The 20,126-nt window shown below is 49.4% G+C and carries 21 protein-coding genes and 4 pseudogenes; 24 read left to right on the top strand and 1 reads right to left on the bottom strand.

Annotated features, from left to right (window positions below; all coding sequences use genetic code 11):
* Positions 1-90: 90 nt before the first annotated feature.
* Positions 91-366, bottom strand: a complete 276-nt coding sequence (locus tag KWG61_RS12425) for a hypothetical protein (RefSeq protein ID WP_242744045.1) — start codon at positions 364-366, stop codon at positions 91-93.
* A 591-nt stretch (positions 367-957) separates the two neighbouring features.
* Between KWG61_RS12425 and agaB the strand changes: the two genes are divergently transcribed.
* The 24 genes and pseudogenes from agaB (at position 958) to KWG61_RS12315 (ending at position 20,003) form a co-directional block, all read left to right on the top strand.
* Positions 958-1,434 carry a PTS galactosamine transporter subunit IIB gene (gene agaB, locus KWG61_RS12420; protein WP_230267503.1) on the top strand — a complete coding sequence of 159 codons (477 nt, stop codon included), beginning with the start codon at positions 958-960 and terminating at the stop codon, positions 1,432-1,434.
* A 30-nt stretch (positions 1,435-1,464) separates the two neighbouring features.
* Positions 1,465-2,262, top strand: coding sequence for a PTS sugar transporter subunit IIC (locus KWG61_RS12415; protein ID WP_230267502.1), 798 nt, complete (start codon positions 1,465-1,467; stop codon positions 2,260-2,262).
* A 22-nt stretch (positions 2,263-2,284) separates the two neighbouring features.
* A pseudogene (locus tag KWG61_RS12410) lies at positions 2,285-3,195 on the top strand (PTS system mannose/fructose/sorbose family transporter subunit IID).
* A 968-nt stretch (positions 3,196-4,163) separates the two neighbouring features.
* Positions 4,164-4,568: a C1 family peptidase gene (locus KWG61_RS12405; RefSeq protein ID WP_242744043.1), complete on the top strand. Its 405-nt coding sequence runs from the start codon at positions 4,164-4,166 to the stop codon at positions 4,566-4,568.
* Between the two features lie 36 nt (positions 4,569-4,604).
* Positions 4,605-6,586: pseudogene (locus KWG61_RS12400) on the top strand (lectin like domain-containing protein).
* Positions 6,587-6,891: 305 nt separating this feature from the next.
* Complete coding sequence (locus KWG61_RS12395; RefSeq protein WP_242744040.1) at positions 6,892-7,095, top strand: hypothetical protein; 204 nt, start codon at positions 6,892-6,894, stop codon at positions 7,093-7,095.
* A 193-nt stretch (positions 7,096-7,288) separates the two neighbouring features.
* A complete protein-coding gene (locus KWG61_RS12390) occupies positions 7,289-7,447 on the top strand; it encodes a hypothetical protein (RefSeq protein WP_242744037.1) in 159 nt (52 codons plus the stop codon).
* Positions 7,448-7,528: 81 nt separating this feature from the next.
* Positions 7,529-8,245: a glucosamine-6-phosphate deaminase gene (gene nagB, locus KWG61_RS12385; protein ID WP_230267497.1), complete on the top strand. Its 717-nt coding sequence runs from the start codon at positions 7,529-7,531 to the stop codon at positions 8,243-8,245.
* Between the two features lie 309 nt (positions 8,246-8,554).
* On the top strand, positions 8,555-9,301 hold the full coding sequence (locus KWG61_RS12380; RefSeq protein WP_242744036.1) for a class B sortase: 747 nt from the start codon (positions 8,555-8,557) through the stop codon (positions 9,299-9,301).
* Positions 9,302-9,740: 439 nt separating this feature from the next.
* Positions 9,741-9,908, top strand: a pseudogene (locus KWG61_RS17745) (zinc-ribbon domain-containing protein); the annotation flags it as partial.
* A 108-nt stretch (positions 9,909-10,016) separates the two neighbouring features.
* Entirely contained in the window at positions 10,017-10,844 is an 828-nt protein-coding gene (locus KWG61_RS12375) for a hypothetical protein (protein WP_230267494.1), read from the top strand.
* A gap of 824 nt (positions 10,845-11,668) precedes the next feature.
* On the top strand, positions 11,669-12,223 hold the full coding sequence (locus KWG61_RS12370) for a zinc ribbon domain-containing protein (RefSeq protein ID WP_242744033.1): 555 nt from the start codon (positions 11,669-11,671) through the stop codon (positions 12,221-12,223).
* Between the two features lie 199 nt (positions 12,224-12,422).
* Positions 12,423-12,842 (top strand): hypothetical protein, encoded by a 420-nt coding sequence (locus KWG61_RS12365; RefSeq protein WP_242744031.1) that lies wholly within the window; start codon positions 12,423-12,425, stop codon positions 12,840-12,842.
* Positions 12,843-13,017: 175 nt separating this feature from the next.
* Entirely contained in the window at positions 13,018-13,518 is a 501-nt protein-coding gene (locus tag KWG61_RS12360) for a glycosyltransferase (protein WP_242744030.1), read from the top strand.
* Positions 13,460-14,092, top strand: a complete 633-nt coding sequence (locus tag KWG61_RS12355) for a glycosyltransferase (RefSeq protein ID WP_242744028.1) — start codon at positions 13,460-13,462, stop codon at positions 14,090-14,092. Before KWG61_RS12360 ends, KWG61_RS12355 begins: the two co-directional genes overlap by 59 nt.
* A 3-nt stretch (positions 14,093-14,095) precedes the next feature.
* Entirely contained in the window at positions 14,096-14,401 is a 306-nt protein-coding gene (locus tag KWG61_RS12350) for an FAD-binding protein (protein WP_242744026.1), read from the top strand.
* Between the two features lie 20 nt (positions 14,402-14,421).
* The gene (gene murB / locus KWG61_RS12345) at positions 14,422-14,961 is read left to right on the top strand and encodes a UDP-N-acetylmuramate dehydrogenase (protein ID WP_242744024.1); all 540 of its coding nucleotides are present in this window, start codon (positions 14,422-14,424) and stop codon (positions 14,959-14,961) included.
* 176 nt (positions 14,962-15,137) lie between these two features.
* On the top strand, positions 15,138-16,115 hold the full coding sequence (locus KWG61_RS12340) for a cell division protein FtsQ/DivIB (protein ID WP_242744022.1): 978 nt from the start codon (positions 15,138-15,140) through the stop codon (positions 16,113-16,115).
* Positions 16,087-16,236 carry a hypothetical protein gene (locus KWG61_RS12335; protein ID WP_242744020.1) on the top strand — a complete coding sequence of 50 codons (150 nt, stop codon included), beginning with the start codon at positions 16,087-16,089 and terminating at the stop codon, positions 16,234-16,236. Before KWG61_RS12340 ends, KWG61_RS12335 begins: the two co-directional genes overlap by 29 nt.
* Before the next feature lie 128 nt (positions 16,237-16,364).
* Positions 16,365-16,709: an Asp23/Gls24 family envelope stress response protein gene (locus KWG61_RS12330; RefSeq protein ID WP_367614211.1), complete on the top strand. Its 345-nt coding sequence runs from the start codon at positions 16,365-16,367 to the stop codon at positions 16,707-16,709.
* Between the two features lie 29 nt (positions 16,710-16,738).
* Positions 16,739-18,384 (top strand): annotated as a pseudogene (locus KWG61_RS12325) (DAK2 domain-containing protein).
* 309 nt (positions 18,385-18,693) lie between these two features.
* On the top strand, positions 18,694-18,801 hold the full coding sequence (locus tag KWG61_RS17740) for a glutaredoxin domain-containing protein (RefSeq protein WP_367614210.1): 108 nt from the start codon (positions 18,694-18,696) through the stop codon (positions 18,799-18,801).
* A gap of 130 nt (positions 18,802-18,931) precedes the next feature.
* Positions 18,932-19,126 (top strand): ArsC/Spx/MgsR family protein, encoded by a 195-nt coding sequence (locus KWG61_RS16725; RefSeq protein ID WP_305138076.1) that lies wholly within the window; start codon positions 18,932-18,934, stop codon positions 19,124-19,126.
* Between the two features lie 58 nt (positions 19,127-19,184).
* Positions 19,185-20,003: an ROK family protein gene (locus KWG61_RS12315; protein WP_242744018.1), complete on the top strand. Its 819-nt coding sequence runs from the start codon at positions 19,185-19,187 to the stop codon at positions 20,001-20,003.
* The last annotated feature ends 123 nt before the right edge of the window (positions 20,004-20,126 follow it).

The raw sequence follows: 20,126 nt of genomic DNA, 5'->3' as shown, positions 1-20,126 counted from the left end.
AGCGCGTTTCCAGATCGGATCAGGCAGTAAAACGATCTGTACTCTTTCTGTCTATACGATCTGTACTCTTTCTGTCTATATGGCTGAGGTTCAATACTGTTCGAGTTCATTCGCAGAGATTCGCTGCATTCCGAATCTGCATGCATTTCGAAGTCTGTATTCCATATCCGGTCTGAATGGACAGAAAGCGCTGCGCGCCCGGTTCTGTCTGATCCAGGAACGCGAAAGCCGGGTGCTCTTTTCAGTATTGGTTTTGATCTGTGTTTCAATATCGACCGATTCCATGCAGAAGCGGATATACCGTTTGCAGAAAACGATTGAGCCGGCACTCGGATCCAGAAGGCAGGCTGCAGTATAGAACTGCACTGTTGCTTCCAGAATCTAAGATGCAGGCATTTAAGAATACTGCAGAAATACCAAATTGTAGAAAAATTCAACATTCCCCGATTCCGATAACGTTTACATTTCTTCGGATGTACCTGGGAAAGCGTTTGCCTGAACGGACGCAAAAGATTCTACTGATATTTAAATAAATCAATTTGAAAATATTATCCCAAATTATCACAAAATGTTTGGAAATTGCGGCTGTTTGTTAGATAATCCTTGTGTCATCATTCCATCCCAGATTGAAACCTTCCAATATGAATTGTTGATACAGGATAAGACGATTTGTATAAGATTGCTGTCTAAAAGAAATGATTTTTAATCGGGTGGAAATGGGCTGACTGGCATACTCTTTTCTTTTCATGAAAAGCTATGCCAATCCCTGTCTGCGAGCCCTGAGCTTTGCGTTAATTCTTCGGCATTATTTCGCAAATTTTCCGTCAAATTTGGTTTATTTGAACGAAAAATCTAAATCTTGATCCAATTTGTGCAAATGATATGGGAATGCATTGTTTATAATCGTAGATAAGAGAGTGCTTTCACAGCATAGCTTGACAGAAAGGAGAGATATAAATGCCAAACATTGTTGCGACTCGAATTGACAACCGTCTGATTCACGGACAGGTTGCAACACAGTGGGCCGGGGTGGTTGGAGCAAACCTGCTTCTCGTTGCAAACGACGCAGTTGCGAAAGACCAGTTCCGTCAGGGCCTGATGAACATGGCTGCTCCAGCTTATGCACAGACTCGTTACTTCAGCATTGATAAAACGATCGCTGTCATCAGCAAAGCAAGTCCTGCTCAGAAAATCTTCCTGATCCTGGAAACTCCTCAGGACGCGTTACGGCTCGTCGAGGGCGGCGTGCCAATCGATGTTCTGAACATTGGAAACATGCACATGCATGAAGGAAAACGCCAGGTAGCTACGAGTGTTGCGGTAGACGATGACGACGTCGCCACATTCAAGAAGCTGCAGGATCTCGGTGTTAAACTCGAAATCCAGCGCACACCTAACACAGCTAAAGAAGACGTTTCCAAACTCTTTAGCTAAATTGCACTAACAAAACAAAGGAGAAAAATTATGCAAGTCGTTTTGTTGGCAATCGTTACATTCCTGTTCGCGATTGACCAGTTTTCCCTGACTGAGATTATTTACCGTCCAATCTGCGCTTGCCCGATCATCGGTGCAATCCTGGGCGATGTAAATACCGGTCTGGTACTTGGCGGAACATACGAACTGATGATGATTGGTTCTATGCCTGTCGGCGGCGCACAGCCCGCAAACGTAGTTATCGGTGAAGTTGTTGCTATGATCTTCGCCTGCCAGACAGAGATGTCCGTAGACGCTGCTCTCGGTTCTGCTGTAATCTTCTCTGTATTTGGTACTTATGTAGTAACCATCGTGTTCACAATCGCTTCTTCCTTCAACGCATGGTGCGATGACACCTGCTCCAAGGGTGAAACAAAAGGTGTAACGAATGCTGTCCTCGCTGACGTAGCTCTTCTTGGCGGTCTGTTCGCAGTTATCGCTATCCTGGCTTACGTAGGCGGCGCTGCTATTCAGCCTGCAATGGAATCCCTTTCCACTAACGCTTCCTGGCTGATGAACGGCGGTCTCGCTGTTGCCGGCGGCATGATGCGTTTCGTCGGATTCGGCGTTCTGCTGAAAATCATGCTTTCCAACGATATGTGGGGCTACTTCCTTTCTGGATTTGCAATGGCTCTGGTTATTGGTAACATCCCAGCAGTGGCTTCCGCTACTCTCGTACTGATTGCCTTCATCGGTATCGGTATCGCATGCAGCAACTACTTCACTTCGATCAACATTAAAGAAGCTGCATCTAACGCAGGTTTAGGAGGATTCTCTGATGGCATCTAATACAGATCTCAATCTGCAGGATATGCAGTATTACACAGATCTGACTCCAGCACCAAAACTGGATAAAGGAACCCTGACGAAAATGATCTGGCGTTCCTGCAACCTTCAGATCTGCTTCAACTACGAACGTATGCAGGCTATCGGCTGGCTCTGGTCCATGCTCCCTGGTCTGAAAAAGATTCACACAAACAAAACTGACCTCTCGATGTCCATGTGTCAGAACCTGGACTTCCTGAACACGCACCCCTTCCTGGTAACATTCGTTATGGGTCTCGTTCTCTCCATGGAACAGAACAAAATGGATATCCAGACAATCCGTGCTGTACGTATCTCCACTGCTGCTCCTCTGGGCGGTATTGGTGACGCTCTCTTCTGGTTCACACTTATCCCAATTATCGCTGGTATGACTTGCGGTATGGCTATCAACGGATCGATGATGGGTCCAATCCTGTACTTCGTTGTTGCCTTCGGCATTGAAATGATTCTTCGTTACGTCCTGATGTACTGGTCTTACAACCTCGGTCTGGATGCAGTTAAGATGATGACAGCTAACGCTAAAGAATTCACACGCGCTGCTTCTATCCTTGGTGTATTCGTTGTAGGTGCTCTTACAGCTAACTACGGCGGCGGAACCACAACTGGTATCGTATTCGCTAACGGCGAAAGCCCAGTCGTTCTTCAGGATTACCTGAACCAGATCCTGCCTTGCCTTATTCCTCTGCTTCTGACTCTGCTGATGTACTTCCTCCTCAAAAAGGATGGACACCAATCAAATGTATCCTTCTGCTCCTCGTTATCGGTATCGTAGCTGGTATGTTCGGTATCCTCGGATCCGGATATGATCCACTGATCCCAGTACCTTGGTACACATCGAAAGATGCAGCTCTGCTTGCAGCAGGCATCGACCCAGCAGCAACTGGAATGCTCTTCTAATATTTGTTAACTTGACTCTGCCGATCACTCGGCAGAGTTTTGTTTTTGCGGCTTTGAACTCGATCTGCCGTTTTCAACGGAAACGCACGAAATTTCAAAGCCGTTTTTTTCTGTCTTCCCTCGATCTCGTATTTTTAAGAGGATGTAACTTTTGATTTTGAAGAAGGCAAAATCCTGACATAAACAGTAGATACAAAAGGAGAAGCTTTTAAAACATTCCACGCTGGAAATTCCAATCCTCAATCCTGACGATAAAATGAGACCAAATCCTTTTCCCCAGCCAAGAGACTGGCGTTGGCTTCGAGTAAAAGAAAAAGGAAGTGAATCAAACGCTTTAAAGCGAGAAGAAAGGGAGAAATCAAATGAAGGCTTCGAAATGGTTAGCCCTGCTGATCGGACTGTCGATAAGCATCGGGCAGCAGCCTGTTCAGGCAAAGGAGAGCATGGAGGATTAGGGTCAGACCATTCCCCAAAGTCCGGTCGCCGATCGACTCGATCCATCCGCTTTTAATTCAGAATATTTGAACTGGCTCAAAGATCCGCATGGACAGGCTCCTTCTTCGATGGATCTTTCGTATCTTTCCGATCATTATGCAAGGCAATATCGCAAGAATCAGAAGACGAAAACCTCGGCTAGAACGCTCCCGTTCAGATTCAGTCTGCGGGATCAGGGAAGATTGCTTCTCGTGGAAGATCAGGGATCGCTTTCGACCTGCTGGGCAATTACCGGGATAGAGGAAGCTGCGCAAACGCTATATGATCAGGAACATGGACTCCAGCTTTCTTCCTTGCATGCAGCATGGTATACGCTGACCGGGAAAGAAGAAGAGATTTTGCAGATGAATGGGGATCCGTACGGGAATGGGGAAGCAGCAGTCTTCTTGCACCGTCATTAGCCGCCTGGAAAGGACCGATTCGGGAAGAAAAACTGCCTATGTCTGATTTTTGATCGTATCCCTGACGAAAGCATGCGCTATGAAGCGGACTTTCATCTGCAGGATGCGTTCTGTCTTCCTACCTCAGCGTACGAAGATCCGGATCGAAATACTGTGGACCAGCAGATCATCAAACAGGTTGTCTATGACTACGGACCAGCCGTCATTAACGTAAACGTCGGCAACTACAGCGGCTACATCGAAGAAACGAATGCCTGGGATAACGAACCGGGACATCTAACTGATCATGTCGTACAGATAATCGGCTGGGATGACAGCTTCTCCAGAGAAAACTTTAACGAAAGTGCGCAGCCCGAACATGACGGCGCCTGGCTCGTTCAAAACAGCTGGGGGTACGACTGGGGAGAAAACGGAACTCACTGGCTCTCCTACGAAGACAGCGCAATTTCCTTTGGTACAGTTTTCCTTCTCGAATAAAATGACAACTATCAGCGCAATTATCAATACGATACCCTGGGGTGGTACACCTCCCTGGAAGGCAGCAACAATAACCCGTGTCTGGGAAAAGCAGCCAATATTTTCAGTGCGAAAGAAGATGAACTTCTTGAGGCTGCTTCGTTTTATACGACGGACGCTGGTACAGCCTATACCCTTTCGGTCTACACGGAGGTGCAGGGGAAAATCCGGAAAACGGAAGGCTGGTCAGCCGACAGAGCGGAAGCGAGCAGTATACCGGCTATCATACGATTGAGCTCGAACAGCCAGCCGTTCTTCACTCCAATTCCCAGTTCAGCATCGTTATCGAATTTGATAATCCGGAATACGAGAATCCCATTCCTGTAGAAACGTATGGCTGTGAAGACCCGGAAGAAGACTTTGTGGAAGAAATGGGAACGGGACACGAAAGCTACGTCTACGATTATGAAAGCGCGCAATGGGAAGACGTTTACGGGATGGCCGACAGTTTTGTCCTGACCAACGTCTGCATTAAAGGCTTTACCAATCCGCTGCCAGAATCTAAAGAGGAGCTTAGCACCGTTCGTTCTTCGCAGATGGACGGGGAAGTCAACGATGGAACCCTTCTGGAACTTTCCAGTGCAGGAAATGAACCGATCGAATATTCGATGGATGGATCGGTGTTTGCCAAATACACTGCGCCGATCGAACTGCGCTTTGCTTTGCCGGACCAGACGCATATACTGCTGGCTCGCACGGTAAACGAAGAAGGTCAGACAGGAAATACGGTTACAAGAACGTATTCCAAAGCATCTGCGCAAATCGGGACGAATCGAGTTGACTCCGCACGCGCCCGACAGATCGTTTCCTTTGAAAACGGCAGCGCGACGATTGAACTTCGCAATGACGAAGAGGACATTTATGTCCAGACCATCAGTCCGGATTCGATTGCTGTAAACGGCGAGCCCGCCGAACGATTCGCCTGGTCCGATCCGATTGAACTGGAAGAAGGAGAAGAAGTAACCCTCCAAATCAGTGCAAGCGCACCAGGCAAGAAAAATTCAGAAGCAGCCCTCCATGTCCGTCGTTCGCCTCTGCACTTTGTCTATCGCAGCGAAACGATTTCGTTTGATTCGAAATATACCGTCAGCACGCTAGATGGCGATCCCATTCCGAACGGCGATTCGATCGGCCGTCTCATTGACGACGAACTTCCGGCGCCGCTGCTGCTGACGTATACAGCTGCTGACGTATACAAAGGAAGAGGGAACTTCCGTTACAGAAACCTGGACAATTCCAGCTCGATGGTCCTGGCCGGTGATCGGAATCGATTATGCGAACGAGCGGATCAATGCCATTTTTCTCCAGGCATTCGTTACGGCTATACTCCAGATCTCAGCGATGGAATCGAATTCACCTATGATGAGATGCTTTCCGTAAAGCCTGGGGTCGATGTTTATCTGCAAAGGGATGCGACAGACTATGACTTTGCTTCTGCGATTTATCGCTTTAAAATTCCCGAACGACCGAGCGCTCTTAAACTGAAAATGGATCTGGTGACTTCCTCCACTCTGAGCGTTCAGAAAGTTGACGGCGGTATCTACGCGATTGTAAAAGCGCAAGAAGACATGAAGGATCCGGATCTGGATACCCTCGAATGGCAGGGCAGTCCGGCTTTCGTCCCTCTCGAACCCGACACGTCCTATCGGATTTACGCGTATACGCGGCCAGTGTTTAATGCGTTTGCTTCTGAGGCAGCGAGCCTGGAGGTTCGAACAAATCCAATGCAGGATCTTCTGGATACGGTATTTCGCAAAGGAGCCGTTCTGATGCAGACCAGCGAATCAAGCGCACAGTTTGGTCTGTATGAAGAAGAAATTTTTATCCATCTCACAGACGCTATCGAGATTCTGGAAGATCGTTCGTCCCATACAACGGAGCAGGCGCAAATCTGTATAGATACTTTGCATCAGGATCTGCTGGAACTGCGGCTTCTTCCGTCCAAAGAACGCCTGGATGAGCTAAAGCAAACCAGCTAAAGGAAATGGAATGAATGCTGGCAGGAAAAAGTTGAAAACGGCTGGAGCAGAACCTCCCGGAACGGGCTGAATTTCTGCTGCAGCCGTTTTTCTGTTTATCCCTGATTATCCCCGATTCTGCTGCTTTGCATACGCCGTTATGGAATCCGCCGCCAAGTCGAAAAAGCCCGGTGAGTGGCATTTTTGCATATCCTGTTATGGTGATCATGAATGAAAGCGCATTATGTTTCTTTTACAGTCCAAAACGGATTAATAAGAAGGAAAGAAGCGCTGCGTTTTCGCATAGAAAGCAGGTGAACGCAAATATGGAATCCCAGACAAACGATCTGAAAATTCTTCCTTTTGAAGAAGACTGTAAATACCGTACAGAAATTGAAACGCTGTACCAGAACTCTTTTCCCGATTCGGAGCGCAAGCCGTTTTCGATGATTCTCGATGGAAAAAAGAAGGAAAAATGGAGCTCTTTTACGCCGAACTTCATGAAAAGCCGGCTGCCCTCATTTTTCTGATTCGAAATAAAAAGCGGACATTCTCGACTATCTGGCCGTCGATCCGACGATTCGAGGCCATCGGATCGGATCTCGCATTCTGACCTGGCTGCAGGAAGTTCGAAAGCATCCGTTTATTGTTGAGATCGAAAGCACCAAGGCGCCGACAACCGAAGAAGCTGTGCGCAGAAAGCGGTTTTATCTTTCTTCTTCCATGAACGACTGCAAGACTACGATTACGCTCTTTGGCGTGCCGATGGAACTGTTAAGCTGGCCAGTACCGGTGCATTATGAGTTTTACGAATCCATTCTGGCGGACTATTTTGGAAACGATCTGATTCGCTACGTATCCAAAGGCGACGCGTCAAATTAAGCTTTTGTTTCGTTTTATCAATTTCGAAGATTCAAACGGAAGGAATCCTTTTATAATAGATGTACCTAGGAGGAAAATACTGTGAAAGTAATTGTTACAAAAGACTATGATGAGCTTTCCAAAGAAGCGTTCAAAGTCATGAAAGAAGTCCTGGATGCACGCCCAGATGCAGTCCTCGGACTGGCTACCGGCAGCTCTCCGGAAGGCCTCTATGCCGAAATGGTAAAGGATCACAAAGAAAACGGAACTTCCTACAAAGACGTTCATACCTACAATCTTGACGAATACGTAGGCATTGACCGCAACGATCCGCAGTCCTACTACACATTCATGAACGATCATCTGTTCAGCCACGTGGACATCGATCCAGCCAACACGCATGTTCCTTACGGAAGCACTGCAGAAGATGCAAAAGCCTATGACGATCAGGTAAAAGGCGTAGATATCCAGCTGCTCGGTATCGGCCGCAACGGACATATCGGATTCAACGAACCGGGCACACCGTTCGATGAAAGAACGCATATCGTTGAACTTACCGAAAGCACACGCGATGCCAACAAGCGTTTCTTCGATGACGACATCAACAAAGTACCGACACATGCTATCACGCAGGGTATCGGTACCGTTATGGATGCGAAGAAAATCCTTCTCGTAGCCAACGGCGAATCCAAAGCGGATGCAGTAAAAGCCATGGTAGAAGGACCAGTAGACACAGCCTGCCCGGCTTCTGTTCTGCAGAACCATCCAGATGTAGTCGTAATCATAGACGAAGCGGCTGCGTCCAAACTCAATCGCTAATCACAGACTTCAGTCGATCTTTCCAGATTCTGCCCCAACACTCAGATTATTCGGCAGAACCAGTATCCTATAGACTGTATACGTTCCGGCAGGCGAAAACCTGCCGGTTCTTTTTCGTTTGCGGCCAAGAGAGGCGGCTGGCGCCTTCCGTCCTTTTCTGCCTCTGTAAAATTCGCTAAGATAATCGAAGATTCAGATTCGCCCGCTGCGCTCACAAAAGAGAGCAGACGATAAGGATACAGATAAAAAGAGACCGCTCTTTTGCTCCTTTTGGAAACTCAAATTCTGGCGAATCGGAAAGGAAAAACTATGGATCAGAATAACCGTCCCGCTGTGGACAGCACGAATGATAATTCTGCCGCACCGCGCCGATCCAGAAAGAAAAAAGTTACGCAGATCATTCTCTATATTCTTATGGCGGTCTGCGTAGTCGTTCTTGGCGTGAGCGGCTATAAGATTTACGAAACCTGGAACGAAGAACGAACCATCCAGAAAGAAACGGATGCCTTTAACCAGTACGTTACCGGAAATAATGCCGCCGGCGATGAAAACGGTCAGATGAGCGAAGAGGCGCCTTCATTTACCGTCGACTGGGAAGGTCTGAAAGCGGCCAACCCGAACATCAACGCCTGGATTCTCGTTCCGGGAACCGGAATTTCCTATCCGGTCGTTCAGGCCATGGACAACGATTATTATTTGAATCACTCGTTCAACGGCGCCTACAACCGTCTGGGTGCTGTATTCCTGGACTGCACGCAAAATCCGGACTACCAGAACCAGAACTCGATCATTTATGCCCATACGGCTGACGTCGGCGGCATGTTTACCAACCTCAAGGATTTCAACGATCTGGAGTTTTTCAATGCCCATCCGTATTTCTGGCTGCTGACGCCGTCGCAAAACTATCGGTGCACGATCAACGCGTTTTATGCCGGAACGGATGATTCACCCATTTACACCACCGACTTTGGCGACTACCGCAAGGACATTCTTGATGAAATCCAGAATGTCTCCTCTACTACCGTCCGCTCGAATACCGCAACCACAACTTTGTGACGCTTTCCACCTGCAACATGGATTTTGGCGTACACAGCGATCAGAGGTTTGCGCTCATGGGCATGATGGAAAAATGGAGCGCCCCCATTCCGGCACCCGAAGAAAACTAAGCCGGCAAAATTCACGAAGAATACCGTTTTGGAAGTATCCGTTCCAAACCGGTTTTGCCAGAAGATGGAGTTTATGATTCCGTCTTTTTTGCTTCCAGTTCCCGTTTTTCAGCCGAACCGGCTAATTCGTGAAGTCAAAACAACACGTCAATTGCACTTTTCGCAAAGACGAATCACAGAAGGAAACGATGAGTAAACTAAAAACAGCGGATGAAAAATGATCTGCCCATCGGTTCAGACCGATTGAATTCTCTTATACCCAGAAAAGAAGAAAGAACTGCGAAAAGAAAGATTATTGGATAAACGAAAATCCAGAAAGGATCCTTACGATGAAAAAGTGTCCAAAATGCGGTACGGCGAACCGGGAGGACAGCCGTTTCTGCGAGCGCTGCGGTACAGATTTAGCAGAGGCTCCAAAGCCGGAACCGACGAAATCCGATCGCCCGCTCATCTGTCCCAACTGCAATACCCCAAACCGATCAGACGATGCTTACTGTAAACGCTGCGGTAGCGCTCTGCCAAAGCGGTCCAAACCGAGAACAGCGGCAGCGCGTCCTGTACAGGCTGAGTCAAATCGGACGCAGAAGCCTGCAAATCAAAGCGTCATGCTGACGACTTCAAAAAACAAAAAGAAAACGGGTCTGTACGCGGGCATTGGGATTGCTGCTGTATTTGTGGCGGCTGTTCTGATTGGCGTATTCGTTTTTGGACGAAATTCGAATGCGTCCACTGAAAATCCTTCCGCCCAGACAGCCGCAGTAAACAAAGATTTCGAGAACAAGCAGGAAGATCGCAAGTCCGAAGAAGAGGAGTCTTCGAAGTCAATCCATTCCGATCGGGAAGATCCGGCTGAAAACGTGGCGAGGGAAGACGAACCTTCCTCTTCGCCGATTGATTCCACTCCGGACGATGTATTCGAGAAATCTTCTAGCTCAGAGACTAAGCTGCCGATAGCGCACATTACCCGGGAAAAATCCAATTACAGCGGTCCGGCGGCTGCACAGATCATTCTCGAATCCAAAGGAATCATTTCCAGTCAGGAAGAAATCGCCAATGGCATCATGATCAATGGCGTCAGCGATTTCGAAAGGCTGGCGAGCTATCTGACCCACGCATTTGACGTCAATGGCATAAGCGCACAATATACCGGCGTATATATGGACCTCTCGCAGCTGACCGTGGCGCAGGAAGACGCTCTGTTCAATTCGATCGATACGAATCTGAGCACAGGGTATCCCACGATCGTCTGCGTGAATTTCCAGACTGGCCAGCCAAGTACGTACGGTCTGATTTGTGGAAGCAAAAGCGATAATGCTGGCAGCACGATCTATACCCTGTATATTCCTGATGAAGCAGGTCATACATACGACGTGACGAAAGACGATCTCATTCAGCTGATGACCGGCACCGGCTTTTTCTGTTACCTGTATTAAAACGACAAGTATCCAAACGGCAAAGAAGCGATCCGATCCTTGCATTGACATTGAAGACATTTTAAATGGATATACACCCCCGGCGTAACTGGATAATCGCCGGGGATTTTCTTTGAGCAGCGCTTGATCGATAAGGGAAGGGGACAAGGACAAGGCAGGAGGGAATTGCTACAGTCCGCTAAGACTCTGGCAGTCTCTGTTTTCAGAGGATATACTCCGGTCTTTGCCGGTTTTTCGGGCTAAAAAGGCGGTATCAGCTTTATCTGAAACGGATACCGCCTTTTGGTTTTATACCGATCTGCTGCGCTTTTTGTTATTGTCTTCTCGTAGACCTTTCTTCATTTGTCTGGCGGTGAGGACGGCTTTGTTCAGCTCGAATGAGATTCATTCGGCCAGGCTTCGAGTGCGTTCTGCTGGTTCAAATGCATACCTGTATCCCTGGTCAGACCGGTCATAGAGGTAAAACCCGCAAACACCCGCATGAAGAAAACCAAGCACCAGAAATTTACAAAGGAAAACGGTCTGGAATCATTCGTTCCAAATCGAGCTGAAAAGAGATGGAGTTTACGATTCCATCTTTTTTCGCTTCCAGTTCACGTATTTCAGGCAACCCGTCCATTTTTTGAAGTCAAAACTACACGTCGATTGCATTTTTCGTAAAGACGAATCGCAAAAGGAAACGATGAGCAAGCTAAAAACAGCGGATGCTAATGCGATCCGTCGATCGATTCAGACCGATCGAACGCTCTTGTGATCCAGAAAGAATAGAGCAAGACGAAAAGAAAGGCTATTCAATAACCGAAAATACAGAAAGGATCCATACGATGAAGAAGTGTCCAAATTGCAGTACGCCAAACCGGGAGGACAGCCGTTTCTGCGAGCGCTGCGGTACGCCTTTCGCGCAGGCTTCAGAGCCAGAACAGACGAAATCCGATCGGCCGCTCATCTGTCCCAACTGCGATACCCCAAATAATGCAAACGATGTTTACTGCCGACGCTGCGGAAGCGCTCTGCCAAAGCGGTCAAAACCGCAGCAGCCCTCTCAGGCCAGTCCGCGTGCAGCTGCAGGGCGCCCTGTACAGGCCGCGCCAAATCGGGCGCAGACATCTTTGAACCCACGCGCCATGCCAGCGACTTCAAAGACCAAAAAGAAAACAGGTCTGTATGCGGGCATTGGTATTGCGGCATTATTTGTGGCGGCTGTTCTGATCGGTGTATTCGTTTTTGGACGAAATTCGAATGCGTCCAGTGATCATCTTTCTGACCAGACCGCAGCCGTAAACAAAAACTGGAAAGTCAGCAGGAAGATCGCAATTCCGCACAAGAGGAAACGTCGGCGTTCATTCCTTCCGATGGGGAAGATCGGACAGGAAACGTGACGAGTGCAGAAGAGCCTTCCTCTTCGCCGAATGATTCCAATCGTGACGATTCGTATGAGAGTCCTTCCAGCTCGGCTGACACGCTGCCGCTGGCGCATATCACCCGGGAAAAATCCAATTACACAGGTCCGGCGGTCCCCAGATCATTCTCGAATACAAGGGCATCGTTTCCAGTCAGGAAGAAATCGCCAATAGCGTCATGATCGATGGCGTCAGCGATTACGAGAAGCTGGCAGGCTATCTGACCCGTGCTTTTGATGTCAATGGCATCAGCGCAATGTATACCGGCGTGTATCTGGAACTCTATCAGCTGACCGCGGCGCACATAGAGGCTCTGTACAATTCGATCGATACGAATCTGAGCATAGGCTATCCCACGATCGTCTGCGTAAATTTCCAGACCGGCAACTCGAACATGTACGGCCTGATTTATGGTAGTGAAAGGGATGAATCCGGATACATGACGTATCGTCTCTATGTCCCCGATGAAGCAGGTCATACGTATGATTTGACGGAAAACGATCTCATTCAGCTGATGACCGACAGCGGCTTTTCTGCTGCCTGTATTAAAACGATATATATCAACAAAGAAGCGATCCGATCCTTGCATCGGCGCTGAAGAAATTTCGAATGGATACATAACCCCGGCGTGCCTGGATGCACGCCGGGGGTTGCGCTGTATCGTTCGATCGGTAAGGAAGGGGACAAGGCAGGAGGGAATTGTTACAATCCGCTAAGACTTTGTCGGCCTCTCTTTTCAGATGATATACTAAGCCCGATCCCTATGAAAAAATATGTATAGTCACCGGGGAACGGGAGGACACATTTATCCCGCTTTAGCCCTCGCTCAAATATGGAAAGAACAGGAACCGGATACCGATATTTTCTTTATCGGAAACGATGACCGCATGGAAGCGCAGATTGTCCCTGCAGCCGGCTATCGCTTTTTGCCAGTTCACGCCTCCGGTCTGGCCGGCAGCTTTGTCAATAAGATCAAAGCTGTTTTAAAGATGTTCAAAGCCCGTTCGAAAGCAAAAAAGTATCTGAAAGAAGAAAAGCCCGATCTGGTGATCGGATTTGGCGGTTACGTGACCGCACCGGCGGCTATGGCCGCTTCCTCTTTAGGCATTCCGTTCATGCTTCATGAGCAGAATTCCGTCATTGGAAAAGCCAATAAGCTGGTGGCTTCCAAAGCTGCCGGCATTGTCACGTGCTATGACAAGGCGCAGAAGGAGTTTGGCGATAAAAAGCCTGCCTGCTCGGCAATCCGCGCGCCAGTCTGGCTGCTCGCGTGAAAAAGATGAAGCCTACTTTAAGGAACTGAATCTGGATCCGAGTCTGCCGACGATTCTGATCGTCATGGGCTCGCTTGGCAGTTCTTCCATCAACAAACTGATGAAAGAGGCGCTGTCGAAAGTTGATCCGTCGCTGCAGATTGTCTACGCCTGCGGCAAGGACAACGCCGACGCGCTGCATTCGTTTGATGAATTCAAAAACGTTCATACGGTTCCGTATGTGGATGCGCTTCGTCTTTACGGCATGCTGGACGGAATGGTCTGCCGCGCCGGCGCCACAACGCTTGCGGAACTGACCGCTCTCGGCATTCCGGCTGTCATTATTCCCAGCCCGTATGTGGCGGAAAATCATCAGTACTACAACGCGAAAATGTTAGTAGATGAAGACGCCGCCATCATGCTGGAAGAAAAGGACCTCAATGCCGATAGCCTTTCCAAAGCGATTGAAACGGCGTTTCTCGATGAGAACAAAAGACAGTCTCTCAAAGCGCATGCCCTTAAAGCCGGCAAGCCGCACGCAGCACAGGATATGATCGCATGGGCCAATTCGATTATTTCCGGTCAGGAAAAATAAGCCATGATCGAAGAATCTGTGCTCGCGGCGTTTGGACGAGTCAAATGCGGCGAGCCGCTGTGCCGCCATACCACGTATAAAATCGGCGGGCCCGCTGATTTTCTCGTGGAAGTCGATACCCAGAATGATCTTCAGAATCTCGTTTCGCTTTTAGACGAAAAGAAGATTCCCTGGATGGTTCTGGGCAACGGAAGCAACGTACTGGCCTCGGATGCGCCCTATCACGGGGTCATTATCAAACTGACCGGCGAATTTTGCGCCTACGCCTTTCATGGCGAAATCCTGAAGCCAGGGCCGGATGCTCGCTGATCGCGATCAGTCAGTCGGCGATGAAAGAGTCGCTGACCGGTCTGGAATTTGCCTACGGCATTCCCGGAACGCTTGGCGGCGGTGTCTATATGAACGCCGGCGCCTATCGCTCGGATCTTTCGCGGCTGATTGAAACGGTCACCATTCTCGACGGGACCCAGATCCGGGTGCTGTCCAAGGAAGAGATCGGCTTCGAATACCGCCATTCCATTTTCCAGAAAAAGAAGCACTGGATTGTACTTGGAGCCACTTTGCGTCTGGAAAAAGGGGATCAGGAAGAAATCCGTGCCCTGATGGATTCGCGAAAGCAGCGCCGTCTGACGAGTCAGCCGGTATCCAAGCCTTCCGCCGGATCGGTTTTTCGCAACCCTTCGATCGGGTCCGCCTGGGAAGTGGTGGACGCACTGGGATTTCGCGGAAAATACTGCGGCGGCGCCAAAGTCAGTGAAATGCATTCAAACTTCATTATCAACGAGGAGGGAAAAGCGACTGCGCGCGACGTGGATACGCTGATTCGCTCCATTCAGCAGGCGGCCCTGAAAAACTGGGCGTCCAGCTGATTACCGAAGTAGAAAGGATCAATTGGGATGCCCAGCTCGAGCTCGAAACCAACACCCAGAGTGGATCCTGATAAACACACCAGCATTATGAATAAGGGAAAGCCTTTCTCGAATCGCTGCGAAGCCATGACGAGGAAGACGACTATAAACCGCACAAGCCAAAACCCAGACGCAATGTGAACTGGGTATGGGCTGCGTGGGCGATTTTTGCGATGGCAGCCGTCTGCATCTTCCCGTTTACGCGGGCCTTTGAGGTGCGGGTGCTGTCCTGCGAAGGAAACTACTACTATTCCAAATCGCAGATTTACGCGCTGGCCGATGTATCAGAAAGCGGGCTGATCGGTCTTTCGTCGCCTAGCGCGATTGCCACCCGGCTCGAAGAAAATCCGCTCATCCGCAGCGCCGATGTCACCAAAAACGGAAACGATATTCGCATTGCCATAGAAGAAGAAATGATTGTCGGCTATACGCAGGACGGCGATCAGGTCACGCTCATTACCGACCAGAATGAAAAGATTCCGGTAAACAGCGATGCACTCTATAAAACGCTCGTCCACTATCCGCTGCTCAGTTCCTTAAGCGACGAGACGATTGAATCGCTTTGCGAGCAGGTGCGAAAGTATCCGAAGCAGCTCACCCGCCAGGTGTTTGACCGGATCGCGGAAATTCAGCCCTGGGCCGAGACGTATGACAAAAACATGCTGAAGCTCGTGCTCAAGGACGGCAATACCGTTTTTACCGCCCTTCCTTCTCTGTTCATGATGACGACGTACAATCAGGTCCTTGAACATTTGCAGGGCGAACAGGTCTGCCTCATTCTCGATGGGGAAAACTCCGTCGTAAATAAAGTTTCCTGTTCGTACCTGTACCTCTCTCCGGAAGAACGCGCCGGAAACCGCGAAATTCCAAAGAGCGTAATCGACCCGAATTATTCCTCCAGCCAGTCCAGCAAGGAGGACGACAAAAAGACGAAAACAAGGATTCTCAAAAGAAGTCCGAAGACGACAAAAAGAAGATTCCGAAAACAGGGACAGCCAGGCCAGCTCCGAAGATTCGGTGTATACCTATCCGTATGTTCCGGAACTGTACAGCGGCATTCAGACCATTCAGACGCCAAACGGCACGATGCAGGTGAACGTTGCAGCGATCAATGACTGGGAGCCGAGCGCGGTCGATAACATTCAGTATTCGCCGTCTACGAATCTTTTCCGTGCGATGGACTCGGGAACGGTTTACACGTATGACGCCGCTTCGGATACGTTCTATCCGATCTGATGTCAAAAATGACGGTCCAGCGGTTTTCTTCGCCGGTCTGTAGGATTTTTATTTCCAATGAAAAGTCGATATAATGACAGCGGTGCAGCATGCACCGCTTTTTCACATGGAAAACAGGAGGCAAAACTATGCCGATTCATAAATCTACAGAATACGGAGAGATTGAAATTTCTCTCGACGCCATCGCCAATCTCGTGGGCGGTACGATCAATGAATGCTACGGAATTATTGGCATGGCCAGCCAGAAGCTGCTTAAGGACGGCTGGGCTGAGTTGCTCAAACGGGACAACTACTCCCGCGGCGTCATCGTGCGTCAGGATGGAAATTCTCTGATTCTCGATATCTATGTCATCGCCATGCAGGGCATCAAGCTTTCCGAAGTGATGCTTGCTGCGCAGCAGCGCGTGCGCTACGTACTGGAAAAACCCTGGAAGTTAAAGTTGAAGCAGTCAATATCTTTGTTCAGGGCGTGAAAGCAATTAAGTAAGGAGCCTTTAGAACAATGGAATTTATTGACGGCAAACTCTTTCGGGAAATGCTGCGTTCGGGCATGAACAATCTGGGCAACAACCAGGCCAGAATTGATGCGCTGAACGTATTCCCGGTTCCGGACGGCGATACCGGAACCAATATGTATCTCACTTTTTCAAACGGAGTTAAGGAAGCTCTCAAATCCGATGCCAAAGGTGTCGGCGCGATCGCCAAAGTGCTCTCCCGCGGCCTGCTCATGGGCGCACGCGGAAACTCCGGCGTTATTACTTCTCAGATTTTCCGCGGCATTTATCAGGCCGTAGAAGATCTCGATGAAATCGATGCCATGCAGCTCGCGCAGGCTCTGGTGAACGGAAGCCGTGTCGCCTACAAAGCCGTTATGCGTCCGGTCGAAGGAACCATTCTGACCGTCGTTCGCGAAGCTGCCGACTATACGTACGCCTATACCGCGACCGAAGGCATCACCGACTGTGTCGATGTCATGCGCAAAATGGTCGAAGAGGCGAAAATTTCTCTGGATACTACACCTGACCTGCTCCCTGTCTTAAAGGAAGTCGGTGTCGTTGACTCCGGCGGTGCCGGTCTTCTGGCGATTTTTGAAGGTATGCTTCTTGCTATGGAAGGCAAGCCGGTCGAAGCCGAACAGTCGACTGGATCGTCTTCGGAAGCCAGCCAGACCAAGATCGAGGGTGAAGGCGAATACGGATTCTGTACCGAATTCATTCTTCAGCTGTCCGATCGCGGCATGCGCAACTTCTCGGAAGAAAAATTCCGCGATGAGCTGTCCACCATCGGCAACTCGATCGTCTGCGTACAGGACGAAGACATTGTCAAAGTTCACGTACATACCCTGACCCCGGAAGTGGCTGTGAAAATGGGCCGCCGCCAGGGACGCTTTGTGAAGCTGAAAGTCGAAAACATGACCGATCAGCACGAAGAAATTCTCGATCAGGAAAACGAGCAGACCCATACCGCTGCGCCGAAAAAACAGGCGGAGCATAAAAGTACGGTCTGATCGCTGTCGCTGCCGGTGACGGCATCCGCGATATGTTCAAGGATCTGCGCGTGGATAAAGTCATCTCCGGCGGACAGACGATGAACCCGTCCACGGAAGACTTCATCAGCGCCATCGAAGAACTCAACTGCGATCACGTTCTGATTTTCCCGAACAACTCCAATATCGTCATGGCCGCTCAGCAGGCCGGGGATGTTCTCGAAGACCGTGACGTTCATGTTCTTCCGGCCAAAACGATCCCGCAGGGCCTTTCCGCCTGCGTCATGTTCAACCCGGAAGCGGATCTGGAAGACAACCTGTCCGATATGAACGAAGCCATCGCGCACGTGAAATCCGGCGAAGTCACCTACGCCATCAAGGATACGACGTACGAAGGTCTGCCGATCAAAGCCGGTCAGTACATGGCGATTTTAGGCAAGGCCATCGTGGAAGCCAATGAAAACGAAATGGATACCGCCAAGGCGCTCCTATCCAAAATGCTCGCCGACGACAGCGAACTCGTTACGCTGATTTACGGCGAAGACGCCACGAAAGAACAGGCTGATGAGCTGGCTGCGTTCATTACCGATCACAGCGACGCGGAAGTAGAAGTCTACAGCGGCAGGCAGCCGGTCTACTCCTTCATCATCGGCGTAGAGTAACGGTTTATAAACCGCTCGCATCGATTGGATTTGAAATTCACAGAAAATAAAATTTCTGCATTTTCGAACCGTCAAAAGGAGCGATACCAATCGAAGAAAACACAAAGAGGCAGGAAGTTCCTGCCTTTTTCGTTTTTGAGCAGAAAAGCCTCTGAATGGCACGAAAATAGAAATAGATGTATTCTCTAATCTTATTTAGTCACATTCCCAAACATGTACGGATTATGGTGTTACCATTAACATGTAAATTTGATCAAGGGAAAAGCCAGCGCATGCAGGTGAACACCAGATCAAAAAAGCGAGGTTCTTATGGTCATTGTCTATACATCCCCTGGCTGCGCCAGCTGCCGGAAAGCAAAACGCTGGCTAACAGAAAATCACATTTCCTATCTGGAAAAAACATCTTTTCCAACTTAATGCTCGAATCCGAAATCAAATATCTTCTTTCACGGTGTGAAAACGGTACGACGGATATTATCTCGACCCGTTCCAAGGCTTTTCAATCTTTGAAAAAGACATTAACGATTACACGGTTCGCGAGCTGATCGTGCTCATTCAGCGCAATCCGTCCATTTTAAAGCGGCCGATCATGCTTTCGGAACGCACAATGGTCGTCGGCTACGATGACGACGAAATCACCGCGCTCATTCCGCAGGGAAACCGCGAATCCCAGCGCGACGAAATGCCGGGAACGCTCTCTCTTCCCGCAGCACAATGTACGTCCGGCGTTCGCCGAATTTAATTCCCGGCTCGTCTGGCTATGTTAAACTGATCATAGTCAGCCCAAGGAGGGACATTTTATGAAATATGCTGTAGGCATTGATATCGGCGGCACCAATGCGCGTGTTGCTCTTGTGGACGAAAACCTCAACCTTGTGGAACGCGTCCAGTTCCGTACGAATACGGAAGATCCAAACGAAACCTTTTCCAAAATTGCAGAAACCATTAAAGGCTTTGGCAAGGACATTGTCGGTGTCGGCATTTCCTGCCCAGGACCGCTCGATCTGAAAAACGGATGCATCCTTACGACGCCAAACCTTGGTCAGGCGTGGTGGGGATTCCCGATTCCGCAGACCATTTCTGAAGCCACTGGCCTTCCGGTCTATCTGGAAAATGACGCCAACCTGGCCGCACTGGCGGAAGCGGTTGTCGGCGAAGGCAAGGACAAACGCTACGTTCAGTATCTGACCATTTCGACGGGCGTCGGATCCGGCCAGATCATCGATAAGAAAATTTACGACGGCGCACATGGTTTCGCCCATGAAATCGCCAACTGCATTCTCTGGAAAGACGGTCCGCAGCACGGACGTCTGCTCAACGGTGCAGTCGAAGCCATCTGCTCTGGTACCGCGATTACAACTCGTGCCCAGAAAGCCAACCTCGAAGTGAAACACGCCGGCGAAGTCAACGATCTCGCCGTTGCCGGAAATCCAGTCGCTCAGGAAATCATGGAAGACACCAAGGATTACCTGGCCAACATGATCGCCTGCCTGATCGCCGTCACCGACCCGGAAATCGTCATCCTCGGCGGTTCGGTTGCAACCAAGATCAAAGGCTTCACGAAAGACGTCGAAGACCGCGTGAAGAAAAAGTTCACGGACCGGTTGTTCCTTACGTAGACGTGCGTACAACAACCCTTTCCGAAGACTCCGGCCTGATCGGTGCAGCCTATCTGGCGTTCTCCAAAGCCGAAGAAAACGCATAATCCGGATTCAGAAAAACGCCTGTCGTTTCAGCAGAAT

It is taken from the genome of Allobaculum sp. Allo2 (assembly GCF_022701175.1).
Lineage (GTDB): Bacteria > Bacillota_I > Bacilli_A > Erysipelotrichales > Erysipelotrichaceae > Allobaculum > Allobaculum fili.
The sequence above is the reverse complement of the archived record's forward strand: the minus strand, read 5'-3'. Positions and strand labels throughout refer to the sequence as shown.